Annotated in this window: 20 protein-coding genes and 2 pseudogenes; 13 read left to right on the top strand and 9 right to left on the bottom strand. The window is 65.8% G+C overall.

Annotated features, from left to right (window positions below):
- Window positions 1-64: 64 nt before the first annotated feature.
- A complete protein-coding gene (locus GXN78_RS24105) occupies window positions 65-1,174 on the bottom strand; it encodes a tripartite tricarboxylate transporter substrate binding protein (RefSeq protein WP_106560182.1) in 1,110 nt (369 codons plus the stop codon).
- A 340-nt stretch (window positions 1,175-1,514) separates the two neighbouring features.
- On the opposite strand from GXN78_RS24105, the gene GXN78_RS24110 reads away from it, so the two are divergent.
- A complete protein-coding gene (locus tag GXN78_RS24110; protein WP_106560183.1) occupies window positions 1,515-1,781 on the top strand; it encodes a hypothetical protein in 267 nt (88 codons plus the stop codon).
- Window positions 1,782-1,854: 73 nt separating this feature from the next.
- On the opposite strand, the pseudogene GXN78_RS24115 reads toward GXN78_RS24110, so the two are convergent.
- Window positions 1,855-2,228, bottom strand: a pseudogene (locus GXN78_RS24115) (VOC family protein).
- Between the two features lie 190 nt (window positions 2,229-2,418).
- Between GXN78_RS24115 and GXN78_RS24120 the strand changes: the two are divergent.
- Window positions 2,419-2,898: a VOC family protein gene (locus GXN78_RS24120; RefSeq protein ID WP_106560184.1), complete on the top strand. Its 480-nt coding sequence runs from the start codon at window positions 2,419-2,421 to the stop codon at window positions 2,896-2,898.
- Between the two features lie 16 nt (window positions 2,899-2,914).
- Here the strand turns inward: GXN78_RS24120 and GXN78_RS24125 are convergent, their stop codons facing one another.
- The 3 genes from GXN78_RS24125 to GXN78_RS24135 form a co-directional block, all read right to left on the bottom strand.
- The gene (locus GXN78_RS24125; protein WP_106560185.1) at window positions 2,915-3,484 is read right to left on the bottom strand and encodes a GAF domain-containing protein; all 570 of its coding nucleotides are present in this window, start codon (window positions 3,482-3,484) and stop codon (window positions 2,915-2,917) included.
- Between the two features lie 96 nt (window positions 3,485-3,580).
- Window positions 3,581-4,351 carry an MHYT domain-containing protein gene (locus GXN78_RS24130; protein WP_106560186.1) on the bottom strand — a complete coding sequence of 257 codons (771 nt, stop codon included), beginning with the start codon at window positions 4,349-4,351 and terminating at the stop codon, window positions 3,581-3,583.
- A gap of 141 nt (window positions 4,352-4,492) precedes the next feature.
- Complete coding sequence (locus GXN78_RS24135; RefSeq protein WP_106560187.1) at window positions 4,493-5,242, bottom strand: TerC family protein; 750 nt, start codon at window positions 5,240-5,242, stop codon at window positions 4,493-4,495.
- A 67-nt stretch (window positions 5,243-5,309) separates the two neighbouring features.
- Between GXN78_RS24135 and GXN78_RS24140 the strand changes: the two genes are divergently transcribed.
- Window positions 5,310-5,774 (top strand): DUF995 domain-containing protein, encoded by a 465-nt coding sequence (locus GXN78_RS24140; RefSeq protein ID WP_106560188.1) that lies wholly within the window; start codon window positions 5,310-5,312, stop codon window positions 5,772-5,774.
- A 13-nt stretch (window positions 5,775-5,787) separates the two neighbouring features.
- Here GXN78_RS24140 and GXN78_RS24145 read toward each other — a convergent pair whose 3' ends face one another.
- Window positions 5,788-7,341, bottom strand: coding sequence for an amidase family protein (locus GXN78_RS24145; RefSeq protein WP_106560189.1), 1,554 nt, complete (start codon window positions 7,339-7,341; stop codon window positions 5,788-5,790).
- Window positions 7,342-7,343: 2 nt separating this feature from the next.
- Window positions 7,344-8,327, bottom strand: a complete 984-nt coding sequence (locus tag GXN78_RS24150) for a tripartite tricarboxylate transporter substrate binding protein (RefSeq protein WP_106560190.1) — start codon at window positions 8,325-8,327, stop codon at window positions 7,344-7,346.
- A 137-nt stretch (window positions 8,328-8,464) separates the two neighbouring features.
- On the opposite strand from GXN78_RS24150, the gene GXN78_RS24155 reads away from it, so the two are divergent.
- The 7 genes and pseudogenes from GXN78_RS24155 to GXN78_RS24180 all read left to right on the top strand — a co-directional run bounded on the left by GXN78_RS24155 (window position 8,465) and on the right by GXN78_RS24180 (window position 14,912).
- A complete protein-coding gene (locus GXN78_RS24155) occupies window positions 8,465-9,376 on the top strand; it encodes a LysR family transcriptional regulator (protein WP_106560191.1) in 912 nt (303 codons plus the stop codon).
- A 236-nt stretch (window positions 9,377-9,612) separates the two neighbouring features.
- Window positions 9,613-10,860 carry an FAD-dependent oxidoreductase gene (locus GXN78_RS24160; protein WP_106560198.1) on the top strand — a complete coding sequence of 416 codons (1,248 nt, stop codon included), beginning with the start codon at window positions 9,613-9,615 and terminating at the stop codon, window positions 10,858-10,860.
- Between the two features lie 19 nt (window positions 10,861-10,879).
- On the top strand, window positions 10,880-11,191 hold the full coding sequence (locus GXN78_RS24165; RefSeq protein WP_106560192.1) for a hypothetical protein: 312 nt from the start codon (window positions 10,880-10,882) through the stop codon (window positions 11,189-11,191).
- Window positions 11,192-11,369: 178 nt separating this feature from the next.
- A pseudogene (locus GXN78_RS42235) lies at window positions 11,370-12,509 on the top strand (filamentous hemagglutinin N-terminal domain-containing protein); the annotation flags it as partial.
- An 18-nt stretch (window positions 12,510-12,527) separates the two neighbouring features.
- Window positions 12,528-13,889 carry a hypothetical protein gene (locus GXN78_RS24170; RefSeq protein WP_308812447.1) on the top strand — a complete coding sequence of 454 codons (1,362 nt, stop codon included), beginning with the start codon at window positions 12,528-12,530 and terminating at the stop codon, window positions 13,887-13,889.
- A complete protein-coding gene (locus GXN78_RS24175) occupies window positions 13,870-14,463 on the top strand; it encodes an EndoU domain-containing protein (protein WP_164255710.1) in 594 nt (197 codons plus the stop codon). Before GXN78_RS24170 ends, GXN78_RS24175 begins: the two co-directional genes overlap by 20 nt.
- A 5-nt stretch (window positions 14,464-14,468) precedes the next feature.
- Complete coding sequence (locus GXN78_RS24180) at window positions 14,469-14,912, top strand: hypothetical protein (RefSeq protein ID WP_164255712.1); 444 nt, start codon at window positions 14,469-14,471, stop codon at window positions 14,910-14,912.
- 262 nt (window positions 14,913-15,174) lie between these two features.
- On the opposite strand, the gene GXN78_RS24185 is transcribed toward GXN78_RS24180, so the two are convergent.
- The gene (locus GXN78_RS24185) at window positions 15,175-16,452 is read right to left on the bottom strand and encodes an IS256 family transposase (protein WP_106561513.1); all 1,278 of its coding nucleotides are present in this window, start codon (window positions 16,450-16,452) and stop codon (window positions 15,175-15,177) included.
- A 231-nt stretch (window positions 16,453-16,683) separates the two neighbouring features.
- On the opposite strand from GXN78_RS24185, the gene GXN78_RS24190 reads away from it, so the two are divergent.
- From GXN78_RS24190 to GXN78_RS24200, 3 genes are read left to right on the top strand one after another with little or no spacing between them, the layout of a single operon-like run.
- Window positions 16,684-17,595, top strand: coding sequence for a hypothetical protein (locus GXN78_RS24190; RefSeq protein WP_106559988.1), 912 nt, complete (start codon window positions 16,684-16,686; stop codon window positions 17,593-17,595).
- A gap of 27 nt (window positions 17,596-17,622) precedes the next feature.
- On the top strand, window positions 17,623-18,042 hold the full coding sequence (locus GXN78_RS24195) for a hypothetical protein (protein WP_146163159.1): 420 nt from the start codon (window positions 17,623-17,625) through the stop codon (window positions 18,040-18,042).
- A gap of 57 nt (window positions 18,043-18,099) precedes the next feature.
- A complete protein-coding gene (locus GXN78_RS24200) occupies window positions 18,100-18,318 on the top strand; it encodes a hypothetical protein (RefSeq protein ID WP_106559986.1) in 219 nt (72 codons plus the stop codon).
- 32 nt (window positions 18,319-18,350) lie between these two features.
- Here the strand turns inward: GXN78_RS24200 and GXN78_RS24205 are convergent, their stop codons facing one another.
- Window positions 18,351-19,265 (bottom strand): DUF3883 domain-containing protein, encoded by a 915-nt coding sequence (locus GXN78_RS24205; RefSeq protein ID WP_106559985.1) that lies wholly within the window; start codon window positions 19,263-19,265, stop codon window positions 18,351-18,353.
- Window positions 19,266-19,358: the final 93 nt, after the last annotated feature.

Raw genomic sequence — 19,358 nt, forward strand, 5'->3', positions numbered from 1 at the left:
CGTCCTCGCACTCCATGTCGCGCAGAGTCCAAATTCACGTTCGCCCCCTGATGAGGGCCTCGCGCTATTGAGGCCGAAGCTTTACCTTCTGGGCGATGCGACGGAAGCGCGCGATCTGCTGTGCAAGAAGCCATTCGGACTGTTCAAGGCTCATTGCCTCGCCCGGGGTGGAACCGGTCGCCAACTGTGCCTGTTGATACCCCACGTCGATTAGAGCGGCGCTGAGCGCTTCATTGAGGCGCAGAGCGAGTTCCGGTCGGACCCTGCGGTCCACGAACATGCCGCCCCATATCTCGTAGAAGAAGTCATGAAAGCGCGCACCCGCCGCGTCGGCAAAAGTAGGCACCTGCCCGAGCCGTTGGAGACGTTGAGCATCGGATACAGCGTACGCGTGCAGCTTGCCCTGCGTGACCAACTCGACCACGTTTCCAGCGGAAGGCAGGATCGACAAATCTAGATGGCCGCCTATGAGGTCCTGCACCATTGGCGCCACACCCTTGTAGGCTACGTGCGTCATGGTGACGTTCCAGCGCGAATTTAGGTCTTCGGCTACCAAGTGATAGAGGGAGCCGGGGCCTATGCTGCCGTATGTGAGGCCTGGCGCTTGAGCCTTGCGCGCGTATATGGCGAGTTGTTCCAGGGTTTTGGGCTCAAGGTGCGGACTGCCGACCAGAATCAGGGGCGAACGGCCAGTGATGCCGAGGAGGCGAAGCTGTTCGGGCTTGTGCCTGACCGCGGACAGAGTAATCGGGGCCAGGATCACGTCGCTGGCAGTCCCCAGCAGCATCGTGTAACCGTCCGGCGGCGCTGACAACAGCTTCTGGATGCCGATCGAGCCGCTCGCACCAGCCACGTTGTCCACCACCAGCGGTTGCCCCAGCGCTTTGCGCATCGCCGGTTCAAGCTGTCGCGCCTGCACATCAGCGGGGCCGCCTGCAGGATAGGGAACGATCATATTCAGCGATTTGTCAGGAAAAGCGCCAGCATGCACCCCGGTAGTGCCCAGAAGAGCGCTACCGGCGATGCTCAGGAAACGACGGCGATGCAGGGAGGGGGTCATGGCCGCGCCAGGCACCACTTGATCGTGGCAGGATGCAATGCTGAAGGTGCGCTGTGCGTCGTTCAAACTCGTCAACAAAGCAACCGTGGACCGAGGGAGTATGAGCGCCTGCATTGCGTCCACGAAAATTCAGTCAACTGTACCGTCTGGCGTGAGAGGAATGCGCCATTTGGAGCCAGCATATGCTTGCGCAGGGCCGCCCGGGAGACGTAAGGCATTGCCACCATCACCGCGGAGGCGGCCAGGACAAAATAGGCCACGACCCGGAGACCCTTGAGCTCTGGATATTCGTGCAGCATGCGAACGTAGGAGCCATAAGACTGGGAGCTTGCCGCCTTCACGCTTGGGACCGGCTAAATCCAGAGGTTTAGTCCGCTGGAGGGAGTGGAACTCTGCTGGGTTGCTAACATGGCTCGTTTGAATGGTTAACAGATAGAGAGAGAGCAGCAGCCGCATGCCGAATGAGTCCAACCGACGAGACGAACTGAAAAAGATGATGCTCTGCGCCTCGTGTGCCGGAATCCAGCGCAACTGGCGCCGCGCGCCCGGACACGCCGAACTCGTGCAGATGTCCAGCCGCAAGGCGGAGCGCAGCGATGGTGACAGCGGCGGTCGCACGGTCACCATCACCAGCTATCGCTGCGACGCCTGCGGCACGCGGTGGGAGTACGAAAACGACAAGACGAACCAGCAAGCCGGTTGGTCGATCGCAGGACAGTAGGCTCGCTGCCAGCAGGTCGAAGGTACGCTATTGGAGCTCCGCAAGTGAGCGAGCCCGTCCCTCGATGGACCGCTTAGGCCTCCGGTTCGTTGCAAACCACTTCGATGTTGTGCCCGTCCGGACCAATCACGAAAGCTGCGTAGTAGTTCGCGTGGTAGTGCGGGCGCAGGCCAGGCGCACCATGTCTTTACCACCCGCCTCCAGAGCCGCTCGATAGAAAGCCTCGACCTGCCGGCGATTCTCGGCCTTGAACGCCAAGTGAAGCCTTGCCGGCTTTTCCTCGGTTTGGTACAGACACAATGAAGCCTTGCCCTTTGGGCTGAGCTCGATTCCGTATGTCGGCGGCCCTTCCGAGACAACGGCAACGCCCAGCGGTTCGAGCGCCTTGAGGAAGAAGGCTTTGCTCGCCGCATAGTCGCTGACTCCGAATTTGACGTGGTCAAACATGAGTTCTCCTGAGGTGGGGGTCACGGTACACGAGCATAGGTTGAACCCGCGTCCGCCGCGAGCGCGCGCGACATCGACGCCCCTCCTACAACGGCGTCCCATCCGACAGACAAAAAGCCGGCGGTGAGAACACGATCGACGTTTTTTGCACGACGGTGAATGCCGTCCTCAACGCTTCAGGAGACATGAAATGACCAGCAAGAACACGATTTGTCTGTGGTACGACGGCACTGCCGTAGACGCCGCAAACTTCTATGCCAAGACATTCCCCGACAGCGCCGTCGGCACCATCCTCCGCGCACCGGGCAACTATCCCGATGGCAAGCAGGGCGATGTCCTGACGGTCGAGTTCACCGTCGCCGGCATCCCCTGCGTCGGGCTGAACGGCGGCCCGCACTTCAAGCACAACGAGGCCTTCTCTTTTCAGATCGCGACCGACGACCAGGCCGAGACCGATCGCCTGTGGAACGCGATCGTCGGCAATGGCGGCGAAGAAAGCGCGTGCGGTTGGTGCAAGGACCGATGGGGATTGTCTTGGCAGATCACGCCCCGCGCCCTCATCGCGGCGATCGCCGACCCCGATCCCGCGGCGGCCAAGCGCGCGTTCGACGCGATGATGACGATGAAGAATATCGACATCGCCGCGATCGAGGCGGCACGGCGTGGCTAGGGCCTGCTAACCGGTCCTAGGCGAGTGCAGGATCGGAAGTCGTGACTTCACGTCCATCCGCTCGGGCGAGAAGCCGGGCGGCGCTGGAGGCCGCAAGCTCCAGACGTCTGACGTCGCGCTCGTCCAGGTCGCTTTCGCCTTCGACGTTGAAGCCGCAGAGCATGCCGTAGACCCGCCCATCCGCCATCCGGACCGGCACGCCGATGTGCGTTCCCATTCCCTCGAAGTTGGCGGGCAGTCCCTGCTCTTCACGCACGCTCGTGACGCTCTGAATCAGATTGGGCAGGCGCCCGTCGAGGATGCGCTGGCAGATGGTCTGTTCGAGCGGTGCAGACTGGCCCCGCCGTATGCGCAGCACACTGCTCTGGGATTCGATATGTCGAAACACGCGCCTGCCGTCGACGAACTCGCTCACGAACACCACCTGCAGTCCCAGCAGTTCCCGAACGACGACCAGCAGATTCCCGATGGCGCGATCGACCGAAACTTCCCCGGAATGAAATTGAGCTTCCGCGGTGATGATGCCGAGGCGGGCCTCACGGCTTTCGTCGGCGGGAACTTGCGGTGTGCTTGGAAAAGTTTCCATATATAACGAGATTCAGGCGATCGTACGCGGCGTGCGACGGCCTTGGAAGTACATTTCGCACGCTCTCGGTGCAGCGTTCTTCTGCACTGCGACTCGTCAAGGCAGGTTGCCTCGCCCCTGGGCCCTGATGTTGTCGAGCCAGTCGTCGATCTCGATCCTGCTGAAAATGAAGATCAGCGCCACGGACGCGGTGTTGAAAACTGCCAGTCCTATGTTGCCGTCGCCCACCAGGTAGGAGGCGGCCGGCGCGGCGCTGGTGCAGACCATGGTGGCCGCCGTCATGCCGGTGTAATGCATTGCGCACACGGCCACACCCATCACCGCGGCCGCGATGAACTGGTGCGCCAGCTCCGTGAGGTTGAAGGCCAGCCACAGCGCCGTCGCCGCCGCGCCGATGGCGATCGCGACCGAGGCGGCCACGACGACCAGGTCGAAGCTCATGCTGGCACGCATGTTCATGGCGAACATGCCGATGTAGTGCATCACGCACACGCCGATGCCCGCCAGCAGGCTGCCGGCCAGCCAGCCGCCGCGGGTGAAGCGCTTGCCGCCGGCCAGGTACAGGGCGATGCCCGAGATGACGATCGCGGCGACCAGCGACAGGGCCGTCAGCGGCACGTCGTAGGCGATGGCCACGGGCAGCCGGTAGGCCGCCATGCCGATGAAGTGCATGGACCAGATGCCGATGCCGCCCAGCGCCACCGCGCCGCCGCCCAGCATGGGCAGGTCGAGCGTGCCGTCCTTGCGCACCATCTTGTGGGCGCACAGCAGGGCAAGCAGCGAGCCGAAGAAGGAGATCACATACGAGAGCGCGACGGTTCCGAGGTCGTAGCGCGGGGACAGCAGTTGGCCGACGATGGGATCCATGGGGTGTGATCGTAGGGTCGAGGGGCGAGACGGCCATGAAGGCCGGGGCGAGCTCTCGCTTGGAAACGTGCATTAGTTGGCCCATTCCGGCGCTTGCCCGCGCCTCGCCTCTCCCCAGGGCCAATGAAGCAAGCCTCGCCTTCAGTCGCCCGGGATGTGCGGCGGATTCAACGCCACGCGCTTGGCCGCCTTGGCGCGCATCCGGATGTTGAGCGCCTCCACGCCCAGAGAGAAGGCCATGGCGAAGTACACGTAGCCCTTGGGCACGTGGTGATCGAAGCCCTCCGCGACGAGCACGACGCCCACCACCACCAGGAAGGACAGCGCCAGCATCTTGATGGTGGGATGGTCGGAGACGAAGCGGCCGATCGCGGCGGCGAACAGCATCATCAGCAGCACCGAGGCGACCACCGCCGCGATCATGACGCGGACGTCGTCCACCATCCCTACCGCGGTGATGATGGAGTCCAGCGAGAACACCAGGTCGACCACCATGATCTGCAGGATGACGGAAAGCAAGGTGGCGCCGGCCGCGCCGCCCGTCTCCTCGTGGCCGCCTTCCAGCGACTGGTGCACCTCGGTCGTGCTCTTCCAGATCAGGAACAGTCCGCCGAGGATCAGGATCAGGTCGCGGCCGGAGATGTCCTCGCCCGCCACTGAGAAGAGCGGGGCCACCAGCCCGACGATCCAGGCCAGCACCAGCAGCAGGCCGACGCGCATGAACATCGCCATGAAGAGTCCCAGCCGTCGCGCGAGGTCGCGCTTGGCGGCGGGCAGCTTGTCCACCAGGATGGAAATGAAGATGATGTTGTCGATACCCAGCACGAGCTCGAGCGCGGTCAGGGTGGCGAAGGCAATCCAGGCTTGAGGATCCGTCAGGAGTTCCAGCATCGCAGTCCTTTTTTAAGCAGAGGCGCGAGGGGCCGCCCCACGCAGTTTTTTTCAAGGAGCGTCGATCATGCGTCAATTTGAAGGATGGTCCCCCACCGCGCTGCTCGTCTTGCTGGGGGCCGCCGCAACGGCGGCCCATGCAGCGGACGACATGGTGCTTCGCGATCTGGAATCGAAAAGCCCGAAGAAGCTGTCGAAGCCGGAGGCGACCGAACTGCTGACCGGCGCCAAGATGAGCCGGGTGAGCGGTCGCGGCAATGTGCACCACTGGAGCAACGATGCGGGCGGCAGCTTCGTCGTCTCCTCCGACAACCGGGGCGCGGGCGCCGTCGGCGCATCGGGCCGGCCCACCACTGCGCCGGGCAAGTGGCAGATCTCGGACGACGGGCGCTACTGCGTGCTGATCGAATGGAAGGGCGTGCCGACCGAGGAGTGGTGCCGCTACATCCTGCAGACCAGCGATGGCTACTACGCGGTGCGCTCGGATTCGGTGGGGACGGAGCGGGTCTACAAGCTGGAGATCAAGAAGTAGGCGCCACTCGCCCTTAGACCACCGAGGCCGACGCCGAATCCGAAGCGCCCGCAGCCCCCTGCGCATCGGGCGCGGCGGTCACGATGGATCGCAGCGGCGGTTGTGGCTGTGTCTTCAACAGCGCCTGCAGGTCCGGGCGCGGACGGCGCAGCTCGGCGCTGGACGCGAAGGCCCGCTCCATCGCGTGCGCGGCACCCAGCACCTGGTGGTCCGCCCTGAAGCCCCCGACGATCTGCAGGCCGAATGGCATGCCCGCATGATCGACGCCGCAGGGCAGCGAGAGCGCGGGATGCGTGACCAGCGTGACCACATAGGTCAGCGCCAGCCAGCGGTAGTAGTTCTCCTGCCTTTCCCCGTTGATCGTGTCCGCGTACAGCTGCGCCCACGGGAAGGGCGAGACGGGCGTGGTCGGCGACAGGATCAGGTCGACGTCGGCGAAGACGTCCTGGAACTTCCGGATCAGGCGGGTCTGCTCGGCCTGGGCCCAGGCGCTGTCGAGCAGGCTCATCCGCGCGCCCATCTCGTAGTTGGCGCGCGAGTTGGGGCCCAGGCTCATCGGGTCCTTCTCGTACGCGGCCTGCATGCCGGCGACGAAGGCCTCGGCACGCAGCACGTCGAAGCACCTGTGAACGTCGCCGAGGTCGAGCTCGATTTCGTCGCAGCGCTGGAAGAGGTGCCGCATGCCCTCGATCTTGCGGCGGAAGGTGGCGCGGATGTTCTGGTCCACGGCGCAGGCGCCGAAGTCCTCCGTCCAGGCGACGCGCAGCCGGCTCAGGTCGACGTCGGCCGGCTTCAGGAAGGACAGCGCATCGAGCGGATAGCTCAGCGGATCGCCGGCGTGCATGCCGGCCGAGGCGGCCATCTGCAGGCAGGCGTCCTCGACGGTGCGCCCCATGGGGCCGACGACCGAGATCGATGTCCAGCCCAGCAGCTTGCGCACGCTGGGCACGACACCGGGCGAGGGCCTGAAACCCACCACGCCGCACTTGGCGGCGGGGATGCGAAGCGATCCGCCGGTGTCGGAGCCGGTGCAGACCGGCAGCATGTCGCAGGCCAGCGCGGCAGCGGAGCCGCCGGAAGACCCGCCGGCATTGAGATTCGGATTGAAGGGGTTGCCGGTCGCGCCCCACACCTCGTTGCGCGAGTTGGCGCCCGCGCCCATCTCGGGGACGTTGGTCTTGCCGGCCACGATGGCCCCGGCCCGGCGCAGGCGCGCCACCAGCTCGATGTCCTCGGTCGGCACATGGTTGCGGAACAGGGGCGAGCCCCAGGTTGTGAGGAGACCCTGCGTCGGTTCGAGATCCTTCACGCCCAGGGGCAAGCCGTGCAGCAGGCCGAGCGGGCGCCCGGCCATGACGGCTTCTTCCGCGGCGCGCGCTTCAGCGCGCGCGCGCTCGAAGCAGGTGGCGGTGACGGCGTTGACGAAGGGGTTCACCTTTTCGATGCGCGCGATGCAGGCCTCCAGCAGCTCCACCGGCGACAGCGCCTTGGTGCCGATGAGGCGACGCAGCTCGACCGCCGAGGTCTCAACGAGCTCTCCGGCGACGGTATTGGTGGACGTGGCCATGTTCAATCCGCGGTGATGTTGGAGCGGGCCGCGACCGCACGCATCAGCGGCAGCTCCTTGTTGATCAGCTCGCTGGCCGCGGCCGCGTTGCTGAAGGCCGGCTCCAGGCCGGCCGCGACCAGTTTCGTCCGGGTGTCCGGATCGGCCATGGTCGCGGCCAGGGCCTTCTCGAGCCGCGCCTTGACGGCGGGAGGCAGGCCCTTGGGGCCCGCGAAGATCAGCCAGGTGTCCATGTCGATGCCAGGAAAGCCGCTCTCGGCCATTGCGGGCACGTTGGGCAGGAGCGCCGAGCGCTTGGCGGTCGTCACCGCAATCGCCTTGACCTTGCCGCCGGCGAGCTGCGGGATGGCGGCGCTCACCGTGTCGACACTGAAGGGGATCTGCCCGCCGATGAGATCGGTCATGGCCGGCGCACTGCCCTTGTAGGGGACGTGCGTCATCTTCAGCCCGGCGGCATTCAGGACGGTCTCGCCGGCGAAGTGCGCGGTCGTGCCGCTGCCGAAGGAGCCGTAGGCGTACTTGCCGGGGGAAGCCTTCACGTAGTCGACGAACTGCTTGAAGTTCTGGACGGGTACATCCTTGTTCGCGAGCAGGATGAGCGCGGTGCGGCCCGCGAGCCCGATCGGATCGAAGCCCTTGACGGGGTCGTAGGGCAGGTTGCTGCGGATCGCCGGGTTGACCGTGAAGGTGGTGCCCGAGCTCAGCAGCAGCGTGTGGCCGTCCGGCGCGGCCTTGGAGACGTAGGTCGCGCCGATGATGGTCCCTGCGCCGGCGCGGTTGTCGATCACCACCGGCTGGCCCAGCTCCTTGCCCAGGCGCGCGCCGATCACGCGCCCCAGCACGTCCGTCGCCCCGCCGGGCGGGAAGGGAATGATCAGGGTGACGGGCCGCGACGGAAAGTCGCTCTCGGCGGCGACGGCTGGCGCGCCGAACGCGCCGAGGGAGGACGCCAGCGCAAAGCCGGCCAGGACGGAGAGGGACTTCATCAGGGGCTCTTAAGAAAAGTGAAAGGAGGGTGAAAGAAGGGCCGCGCATCGGCTGTCACGAAATCGTAAGAGTCCCCATGGATTGCGGCAAGCGCCATGTTTAGAATCTTTCATTGCCAAAATCGCAATTCAAATCCATGGCCGGCTATTTGCTGCAGGAGACCGCCGTGCGCTACTTCCTCGAGGTCGTGCGCACCGGCTCGATCAAGGAAGCCGCCTTGAAGCTCAATGTGGCGCCCTCGGCGGTCAGCCGCCAGGTGGCGCGCCTCGAGCGGGAGATGGACAGCCTGCTGTTCGAGCGCCACGCCCGCGGCATGGTGCCGAATGCCGCCGGGGAACTGCTGGCGGCGCACGCCAAGCGAGCGCAGCAGGACAACGAGCGGGTGCTGAACGACATCGCCGCGCTTCGGGGTTTGCGCAGCGGCTTCGTGCGCGTGGTCAGCGCCGAGGGATTCGCCTTCGACTTCATCCCCACGCTCATCGCCCGCTTCCGGGAGAAGTACGAAGGCATCCGCTTCCACCTGGAGGTCTGCTCCCGCACCGATATCCCGCGGCGCATCCGCGACGGCGAAGCGGACGTGGGCGTAACGCTGAGCTCGGTGCCCGAGGCCGGCATCCAGCTGGAGCTGCGCCATCCGAGCCCCATCCTCGCCGTCATGTCCACCGAGCACCCGCTGGCCCGGCAGCGCCAGCTGTCCCTGAGCCAGGCGGTCGCGTACCCGCTGGCGCTGCCGCTGCCCAACAGCTCGGTGCGGCAGCTGCTCGACATCAGCTGCAGCCGGCAAGGCCTGCAGTACCGGACCGCCATGTCGAGCAACCATGCCGATGCGCTGGTGAGCTTCGCGGCCGCGGCGCCCGAGTGCATCGCCTTCTACGGCGAGCTGTCCATCCGGACCCGGCTTCTTGCCGGCACGCTGGTGGCGGTTCCACTGCGCGACCGGGAGATGAACGAACGCTACCTGGAGGTCGAGACGCTGGCCGGCCGGGGGCTGTCCGACGCGGCCAAGGGCTTCGTGCATTTCCTGACGGAAGCGATCCAGGCGGGATGAGCGGGCGCTCCAACACCATTGCCGCGCGCGCAACCGACAAATCGAATAATTGCGCGGCTGGCACACACGACCACGGCGATGCAGGCGCGACAATGACCGCCACTCATGGCTCTTACGATTCGCCCACTTCGATGACCCCCTCCCCTTCCTTCCGCCTCCCCTGAACTTGGCGCCACCCTGCGGACCGTGGGTCCTGTGAGCTCGACCCCGCTCACGATCCGGGAGTGAGCGGCTCGATGGCGCAGAAGCACAAGGAGGTCCTGGTCCTCGGCGCGGGCATCGTCGGCGTCAGCACGGCGCTGGCGCTGCAGCTGCGCGGCCATGCCGTCACGCTCGTCGACCGGAAGATGCCGGGGCTCGAAACCTCCTACGGGAACGCCGGCATCATCCAGCGCGAGGCGGTGCAGCCCTACGCCTTTCCGCGCGACATCGGGACGCTGCTGCGCGTCGCGACCGGGCGCAGCAACGACGCCCACTATCACCTGGATGCCTTGTGGCAGGTGTGGCCCCGGCTGTTCGCGTATTGGCGCTCGTCCGCGCCTTCGAGCTACGCCGAGATCGTCCCCGCGTACAGCCGGCTGATCGAGAAATGCATCGACGAGCACGCCTTCTGGATCGAGCAGGCCGCTGCCGGCGAGCTCATACACAAGGAGGGATGGCGGCAGATCTACCGCTCTCGCGAGGCCTTCGATGCAGCCGCGAGCGAGGCAACGGCCGCGGCGCGCGAGCACGGCCTGGGCTGTTCCGTGCTCGGCAGCGACGAGCTGGCGTCGGCAGAGCCGGGGTTGCAACGGGCGCTCGCCGGGGCCATCCATTGGACCGACCCCTGGAGCGTGCGCGATCCGGGCGACCTGGTCGCACGCTACGCGAAGCTCTTCGTCCTGCGCGGCGGCCGCTTCGCCTTGGGCGATGCGATGACGCTGCGGCAGCAAGGTGCCGGCTGGTCCGTCGATGCAGAAGGTGGCAGCGTTCAGGCGGAAGAGGCGGTCGTCGCGCTGGGGCCCTGGGCCGATGCCCTGCTCCGCCCCCTGGGTTACCGCCTGCCCTTGTTCATCAAGCGGGGCTACCACCGTCACTACGAAGGGCACGCCGGGCTCCGGCTGCCGATGCTGGACGTCGAGCGCGGCGTGATGCTGGCGCCGATGTCGCGCGGCCTGCGGCTCACCACCGGTGCGGAGTTCGCCCGCCAGGATGCGGCCTCCACCCCGGTTCAGCTCGGCCGCGCGGAACAGTCGACACGCGAACTCGTGCCGCTGGGCAAGCCGGTCGAGGCCTCGCCGTGGCTGGGCTCGCGCCCCTGCACCGTCGACATGAAGCCGGTGCTCGGCGCGGCGCCGCGCCACAAGGGCCTGTGGTTCAACTTCGGCCATGCGCACCAGGGCTTCACGCTGGGGCCCGTCACCGGCCGCCTCCTTGCCGAGCTGATCAGCGGCGAGCCCGCCTTCATCGATCCGGCGCCGTACCTCGCGAGCCGCTTCGGCTGAAGCGACCTTGGGGCAAGGTGTGGCGGACAAGATCGCGCTGAGGAATCTCATCGGCTTTGCCTTGCTGGGCATCGGCCTGGTGGGCCTGGAGAACCACCGATGCGCGCAGTTGCAAAGCCGGCGCACCGCCGAGCAGGCGCAATTGCTGGGCCAGCTCGCGTCCTTGAACCGCCCCGCGGTGTCTGAACTGATCGAGGATTGGCGCCTGACTTATCCCGAGCCCAACGAGGATCGGCTCAACGAGCTGCGCGACCTCGCCGCGCAGCTGAGCACGGACCCGGACGCGCTCGACAGGGGCATGTCCGCCTCAGAGCCAGCACAAAAGATCTAAGAAATCGATCGGCCAAGCCGTAGGCCGCGCCGGCGATCGCGCAAATCTGGTGTTTTCTGACGCCGCCGCCGCTATTGCGGAGGTGCGCACCAGAATGCGGCCCTTCAAAAACAAGAAGGGTCGATGTGATGAATGCCAGGGGAGGCTTCCTTCTGACGCCCAGGCCGGAAGGAAGAACATGAACAAGCACCTTCACAGGGTCGTCTTCAATGCTGTGCGCGGCATGCGCGTGGTGGTGCAGGAAACGGCCAGGAGCGCGGGCAAGGCCACGGGGGCGACCTCGGGCGTGCTGGCCACGGCGCTGGCCGGGCTCTTCGCCGTTTCGCCTGTACCGGCGCAGATTGTGGGCGCGCCCGGCGTGGCCCCGGGCCTGCGGCCCACGGTGCTGGTGGCGCCCAACGGCGTGCCGCTGGTCAACATCCAGACGCCCTCGGCCGCCGGCGTCTCGCGCAACCTCTACAACCAGTTCGACGTCCAGCGGGGCGGCGTCATCCTCAACAACAGCCGCAGCGATGTGCAGACCCAATTGGGCGGCTGGGTGCAGGCCAATCCCTATCTGGCGACCGGGCCGGCGCGGATCATCCTCAACGAGATCACGAGCGGCAACCCAACGCAGCTGCGCGGGGCCATCGAGGTGGGCGGCCAGCGCGCCGAGGTGATCGTCGCCAACCCCGCGGGCATCGCCGTCGATGGCGGCTCCTTCATCAACGCCAGCCGGGCGACGCTCACCACCGGCACCCCGCAGCTCAATGCAGCCGGCGGGCTGGACGGCTAGGTGGTGCGCGGCGGTACCGTCAGCATCGACGGCGCGGGCCTCGATGCCAGGAGCACCGACTACGCGGCCATCCTGGCGCGCGCCATCAAGGTCAACGCGGGCCTCTGGGCCAACGAGCTGAAGGTGGTCACTGGGGCCAACCAGGTCTCGGCCGATCAAGGGCAGATCAGCCCGACCGCAGGCACTGGCTCGACTCCCGTCTTCGCGCTGGATTCGTCGCTGCTCGGGGGCATGTACGCCGGCAAGATCACCCTGATCGGCACGCAGCATGGCGTCGGTGCGCGCAATGCGGGCACGATCATGGCCGCGGACGGATCGGGCCCGCTGGGCGGTGTCGGCGAACTGGTCGTCACTGCGGCCGGGCGGCTGGAGAACATCGGGACGATGCAGGCCGCGAGGCGTGCCGACATCGCGGCCCAGAGCCTCGCCAACAGCGGCCGCATCACGAGCGGCGGGGACCTCAAGATCGCCACCCAGGGGACACTCGGCAATGCGGGCACCCTCGAAGCGCAGAGCCTGCAGCTGGCAAGCGCCGGCGACATCGACAACCGCGGCGGCACCATGCGCCAGACCAGCGCCGCAGCGCTCACGGTGAATGCCCCGCGTCTGAGCAACACCGCTGGTGGCGTGATCGGGGCGGAGCCGGTGCCCGAGGCGCCGGCACAGCCGGGCACGGGGACCTCCGATCCGACGACGCCGGGCACTGGGACTGGCACCGGCACGAGTACGGGCACTGAGACCGGCACGGGCAGCAGCGGCGGCAGCACCGGCACGACCTCGTCGCCCAGCTACGTGGCCGCGCCCGGCACCATCACCGCCCCCGGCAGTGTCCTCAACGACGGCGGCCGCATCCACGCAGGCGGCGCCATCCAGCTCGACACCCCGCAAGTCAACAACAACGGCGGCGCCCTCACCTCGACCACCCTGGCCGCGAGCGGGCCGAGCTTCAGCAACGTGAGCGGCACCGTCAACGTCGCCCAGGCCTTCAGCGCCAGCGTCGATCGCTTCGACAACACCGGCGGAACCCTGCGCGCAGCCAGCCTGCAGATCGCCAGCACGGGCGAGCTGGTCAACACGGACGGCCAGCTCGAGAGCAACGGCGATGCGCACCTGAGCGCCGGCAGCGCCCTGGACAACACCCGCGGCACGCTGCGCGCGGGCCAGGACATCACCGTCGCCGTGGGTGGCCGGCTGAGCAACGACGGCAGCATCACCGCCGGGCGCAACACCACGATCAACGCAGCCAGCCTGCAGGGCGGCAGCACCGGCCCTTCGACGGGCTCAGGACAGGCCGTGCTCGGCGCCGGCATCCAGGCCGACGGCAAGCTCGGCAGTGTCGGCGAACTGCGCGTGACGACGACGGGCGCCCTCGTGGCGAATGGCACCAATCTCGCGGCCGGCAATGCGAGCTTGCAAGGCGCAAGCATCGACCTGTCCTCCAGCGCCACCAGCGCGGCCAACGTCGCGCTCACCGCGACCCAGGGCCACGTCACCACCAGCGGCGCGACGATCGCCACGCCCGGCACCTTGAGCGTGAAGGCCAACAGCCACGGCAGCCAGACGCTGGTCAACCAGGGCGGCAAGCTCAACGTGGGCCAGCTGGGCCTGGGCGTCTCCAACCTCTCCAACACGAACGGTGGCGAGATCGTGCAGACCGGCACGGGCGCAACGACCATCGCCACTTCGGGCGCCATCGACAACACCGAGGGCCGCATCGCCACCCATGGCCAGAACCTCACGCTGCAGGCCGCGAGCCTCACCAGCACCGGCGGCAAGATCGAGCACGCGGGCAGCGGCACCCTGAGCATCGCCGGCGGCAGCTACAGCGGCGCCAATGGCGAGATCGTCGGCAACGGCGCACTGGTCGTCGATGTCAGACGAGCTTGCTTCAGCAGTGACGAGGATGCAGAACGGCCGCTCTGACGAGAGCAATCCTGCCGATCAATATGTTCGGGACACGCTGGCGACCAGTCCCCCGCTCTTCGCAGCCATTCTTGGTGTCTCGCTGATCGATGGTGACGGAGGAAAAAGCGCGAGGAAGGGGCCGACGCCCGGTCAGCGGATGGGCGACAGCATCAATGCCTACTATGTGAGTCGCACCGATCAGGCTGCACTCGCGCAGATTGACATCGAGCACATTGCTCAGGGTCACATAAATCGCGCCGGCAAGGCGGTCGGCTTCCATCATGAGCCGAGCGCAGAAGGTGCCGCGCGCGTCAGCAGCCACACGAAACCGCCGGATGCGGATGGAGTCTATGAAGGCACAGTTCAGGTGCAGAATGCTGCGGGTCAGTGGGTTGACAAGAGCAAACCTTCAACGTTCTTCCCGCAAAGCTGGTCCGAAGCCAGACTCAACTATGAACTGACCGTCGCCTTCAACAACAAATCGCTTGCGCCGAACGGCCAATGGATTGGGAGAACAGACTCCGGAATAAAAGTGCAGTTCGTGCCGCCAACTACCAGCGCTCCACAATGGCGCGGATGGCCTTTGAGGTAAAGAAGATGAAGCTCAGAATGTTCAGAGTGCTCGAACCATGGCCTGATACCGATCACTACAACCGGCTAAGTCGCAAAGGCTTTCGTCCTCAGCGCCTTGATGGCTGCGAACTAGTCGAAAAGGATGGGGTTTCTATGGCAGGTACGCAAGGTGAACACCAGTACATGCCACACCAGTTCCGTGACGATGTGCGATCGGAAGCAGCTTGTCGTATCACGGAGAAGGCCATTGAAGATGTCGTCGCAGGTCGGATACCTAAATGGGAAGGGACTGGAAATGCCTGGACTACGATCATCCTTCCTGATAGCGTGATCTTTGAGTACTCCATCATGGATGGCGAACCAGGCGGCAAAGTTGGCTTGGAAACCTACCGCCGCGCACTCGAGGCCTGGCGGGACTTTCTTGCTGACGAAAGTTGCGATGAACGCATCGTTGAACTGCCAGATTGAGTCTTCGCGCAATTCGCCTCGGCAAGGTCATCATCAGCATCCGCGAAGGCGATCCGCACATCGCGAACGTCACCGTCCAAACCCTCGTCGGCAGGGGTCTCGACAACAATAATTCGTGGGCATCCTCTTCGCGCGAGTTGGAGTTGTCAGGATTTTTGTGTTCGAGGCCGGTTGATTGATTTGTTCTCGATTGTTTTTTCTTATGTCTTCAGGCCCCCGCCAGGCCGCCGGAGGCGCCCCGGTTGAGCCATGTATTCATGGTTCAACCTCCTGATTTTGCGTTGCCTTGGGCCGCGTGCGTGAAGCGCTCTTCGTAGAGGATCGCGAATTGATTCATCGCCTCCTTCCAATTGTGCGCCGCGCGCCCCCAGTCGGTCGTGATGTTGCGCAACGCCAGCCAGATCAGCTTGGAGGCCGCGTCATCACTGGGGAAGTGGCCGCGCGACTTGATGATCTTGCGCAACTGCGCGTTGATGCTCTCGATGGCATTGGTCGTGTAGATCACCCGGCGGATGGACGGCGGAAACGCGAAGAACGGAATCACCCGATCCCACGCACGGCGCCAAGCCGCGACCACGGTCGGGAACTTGATACCCCAGGGGCCTTGAGCAAAGGCATCGAGTTCGGCCTCGGCCGCTTCGGCGCTCGCGGCCGTGTAGATTGGCTTGATCGCCGCGGCCAGCAGCTTGCGGTCCTTCCAGCTCGCGTAGTCCAGCGAGTTGCGTATCAGGTGCACGATGCAGGTCTGCAACGTGGTAGCCGGATACACCGCCGCCAGCGCCTCGGGCATGCCCTTCAAGCCATCGGTGACGGCGATGAGGATGTCACCCACGCCGCGGGTCTTCAGGTCGTTGAATACCTTCATCCAGAACTTGGCGCCCTCGGTGCCTTCGATCCACAGGCCGAGGATGTCGCGCGTGCCATCGGGCAGCACCCCCAAGGCCAAGTAGATGGCCTTGTTGCGCACCACCGCGTCTTCTTTGATCTTCACGCGCAAGGCGTCGAAAAAGACCACCGGGTACATCGGCTCCAGCGGCCGGGCCTGCCAGGCTCCGACCTCGGCCATGACGGCGTCGGTGACCGAGCTGATGAACTCGGGCGACACCTCCACCGCGTAGCTCTCCATCAAGAAGCCCTGGATCTCGCGCATGGTCATGCCGCGCGCGTACATGGCCACGATCTTGTCGTCGAAGCCGGTGAACCGGCGTTCGTGCTTTGGGATGAGCACTGGCTCGAAGGAGCCCTCGCGGTCGCGCGGCACCTCGATGCGAAGTGGCCCGTCACCGGCCAAAACCGTCTTGGCACTCCTGCCATTGCGCTGATTGCCACCGCTGGCCTCGGGCTTGCTCGCGCCGCTCGGGTAGCCCAGGTGGTGCGACATCTCGGCACCCAGGGCGCGCTCGATCAGCGCCTTCTTGAACGCGGCCGTCGCCTCATTGACTGCGTCACCGGTCATGGGGCCGGTGACGAACTGGTCAATCAACTCCTTCGGAATCGACGGCAGCGCCGCCATCTTGGCGGCGATCGCCGCGTTCTTCATCTTCGTCTTGCTTACTGGCATACATGCTCCTGGTCGTCATGCTATGCCTCGAACACAAAATTTTTGACAGGCTCCGCGAGTTGGCCCCCAGCGCCACCGACAGCGCTATGCGATTGGGTCTCCGCTCTATCGGCGAATGTACTAGGCGCCGGGCATCTCCCCTCTCGAGGGGAAGCAACCCCCTCGCCTTGCCGGTACAACCCGGTACAGGCAGATAAACAAGGAGGTGCCATGAAATTCCTGACGTGCTTCACCCGTCGGATCTCGCTGCTCGCATGCATGCTGGTCGTTGCAGCGTGCGCCAACCTCGAAGCGGTGCGCGACTTCAGCGCGAGCTCCGCGAGCCTCACTGCATACAAGGACGTCACGGAGCGCTACCTGGCGAGCGATGACGTGGTGCTCGCGGAGCTGCCTGCATCGCCTGACTTCGCGCCCATCAAGACGGCGGTGCAAGCCCACAAGCAGGCCGTCGCGCAGGAGCAGGAGTCGCTGTTCAGGCTGCACAACGTCGCCACCGGCTACATGGCCGCGCTGGCCAACCTGGCCGGCGAGGGCGCCTTCGACATCTCGCAGGAGTTCGACCAAGTGACCGGCGCGATCGTCGCCGTACCGGGCCTCGGCCTCGACACCGAGCACGTGAAGGCTTACGCCAGCATCGCGCAGAGGGTCACCAGCTGGGCCCTGGCCGCCAAGCAGGCCCACGAGGTGAAGAGCCTGGTCAAGGAACATGGCCCGGCCATGGACACGCTGCTGCAGGCCATGGGCACCGTGACGGACGCCTACCAGGTCGAGCTCAAGAACGAGCAGGGGCGAATCGCGTCCTTCCAGCAGGCGCGCGAATTTGCCTGGAATGCCGACCTGTCGGCCGAGGCCGCCCTCGCGGGCGATGACCGCGCCATCACCATCGACCGCCGCGAAGCGGTGATCGCCTGGTCGCGGCGCGGCCAGGCGCTGCGCGTCAAGGAACAGGCCGGCGCCATCGTTGCGGCCCAGGAGGCGCGCAGCGGCATCGACATCGTGCGGCAGGGCCACGCCGAGATGCTGCGCAACGTGGACCACCTCAGCGACAAGCAGTTGATCGCCTTGCTGAGGAAAGCCACCGTGGACCTGATGGAGGTCCGCGCCAATCTCAGGAAGCTTTGACGTCGATGCAACCACAAGGGAGTGAACATGCCAAGAGTCTTAGTCCAGATGCTCGAAGACGCCGATGCCGTGGTGAAGGCCGCGGACCTGTTGCGGCAGTCAGCGGACGCCATGCAGGATCGTCGCCAGCAGGCCTTCGACAGCGGCGCGATCACGGCGCCGCAGGCCAGGAAGAACGTGCTCGAAGAGAACAACCTTCGCATTCACATCAGCGAGATGCTGCTGCGCGCGATCAAGCTGGTCGTGGATGGCGCAGGGCCCTCCCAGAGCGATCTGGAGGGCGCCATCGAGAAGGCGAACGAAGAGATCCGGAAGATCGAACAGGTGCGCCAGGCGCTGAAGATCTTCGCGTCCGTCCTCAACCTCGCCACCGCCATCCTCGGGCGGGACCCGGTGAGCATCATCGACGCGCTGAGCGCCGTGAAGAAGCACAGCGGCGCGGTCTGAGCAGGACCGCGCTCGCCTGCGACAGTCGTATTTTTCAACCGCACAGGGAGAGCAAACATGGCCACCACCCAGTCCATCGGCTGCGACATCATGAAGCGCGCCATCGCGCAGATGAAGCAGGAAATCAAGCGCAAGGGCGAGCGCATCCAGGCCCAGTCGGAGCAGATCGAGAAGCTCGGGCTCGAGCTCAAGTCGCTGGAGAACGAGCTTGAAACGGATCTGGCCCAGCTCAACGCATTCGAGGAGGAGTTTTCTGCCTCCTGCGGACCGGGCTGAGGCGCCGGCCGGGCCGCCCGCAAGATCGCTTGCTATTCAAGCAGCGGTTCGAGCCCAGGCGCCTGGTCGACCTCGGCAGGCTTGTAAAGCTTGTGCTGCGCCGTCGGGCCGGGGACGTCGGTGACCACCGCAAGGCGCCACGGGTCCCCCCGCTTGGCGCACGCACGCTCCTCGCCCGTGAGCTGGAAGCTGGCGGCTCCGGGCGCGGTGCCCTTCACCGCGAGCTTGAGCAAGGTGTTGCCCTTCTTGTCCGACACCTCGATGTCGTAGCCGAGCTTCTGGCCGGAGACGTTCTCGGCCTTGTACCCGTAGCCGGCGAAGTGACGCGTCAGGTAGTCCATCGCGGCCGCCTGCACCTCTTCCCGGGATGCCGGGCCGGACGGCGCCTCTTGCGACACGGCCGGGACGCTGCCCCGCGCCCGTGCGGCCTGCATGTCTTCCTCGGTCGGCAGCCAGTCGCGCGCGCCGCGCACCAGGACCGCCATCTTCTGATCGGGGTCCCACGTCGCGATGTGCCATTCCTGGTCGTCCGGCACCCGCGTCGACACCTTGGCAGACCTGTCGCTCTCCAGCTCGAGAATGGCGACCCGGTTCGTCTGCAGCACGGCCCTCAATCCCTGGCCCGCATCCAGCGAGCGCTTGAGCAGGTCGAGCCGGTTCTTGGCGCGCTGGACCTGCTGGGCGCTGCGGTCGCCGCCCCCGACCCGGCGCTGCACATCCAGGGACTCGAGATAGAACCATCGCCCGCCGGCGCCGATGGTCACGAACTCCGCCCACAGGGTGGCGATGACGTTGTCGCCCGTGGCCAGCCAGGCGTTTTCGGCCGCTTGCTGCCGGGCATCGAACACGCCCATCCGGGCGATGATCTCGACGGGAGTGCGCTTCTCCCCTGTCAGGCGCTTTTCATTGATGACCGCGAGGACCGCGGGGTCGACTTCTTTGTCCATGGAGCGATTGTGGCGCACCGCGGCGCCGCTCTCACGTCCTCGAGCAGCGCGCACGCCGCTCCCCTCGACAATCCGCTGAACATGCACGCCGCC

Origin of the sequence: Variovorax sp. WS11 (assembly GCF_010499245.1) — a bacterium.
Taxonomy (GTDB): domain Bacteria; phylum Pseudomonadota; class Gammaproteobacteria; order Burkholderiales; family Burkholderiaceae_C; genus Variovorax.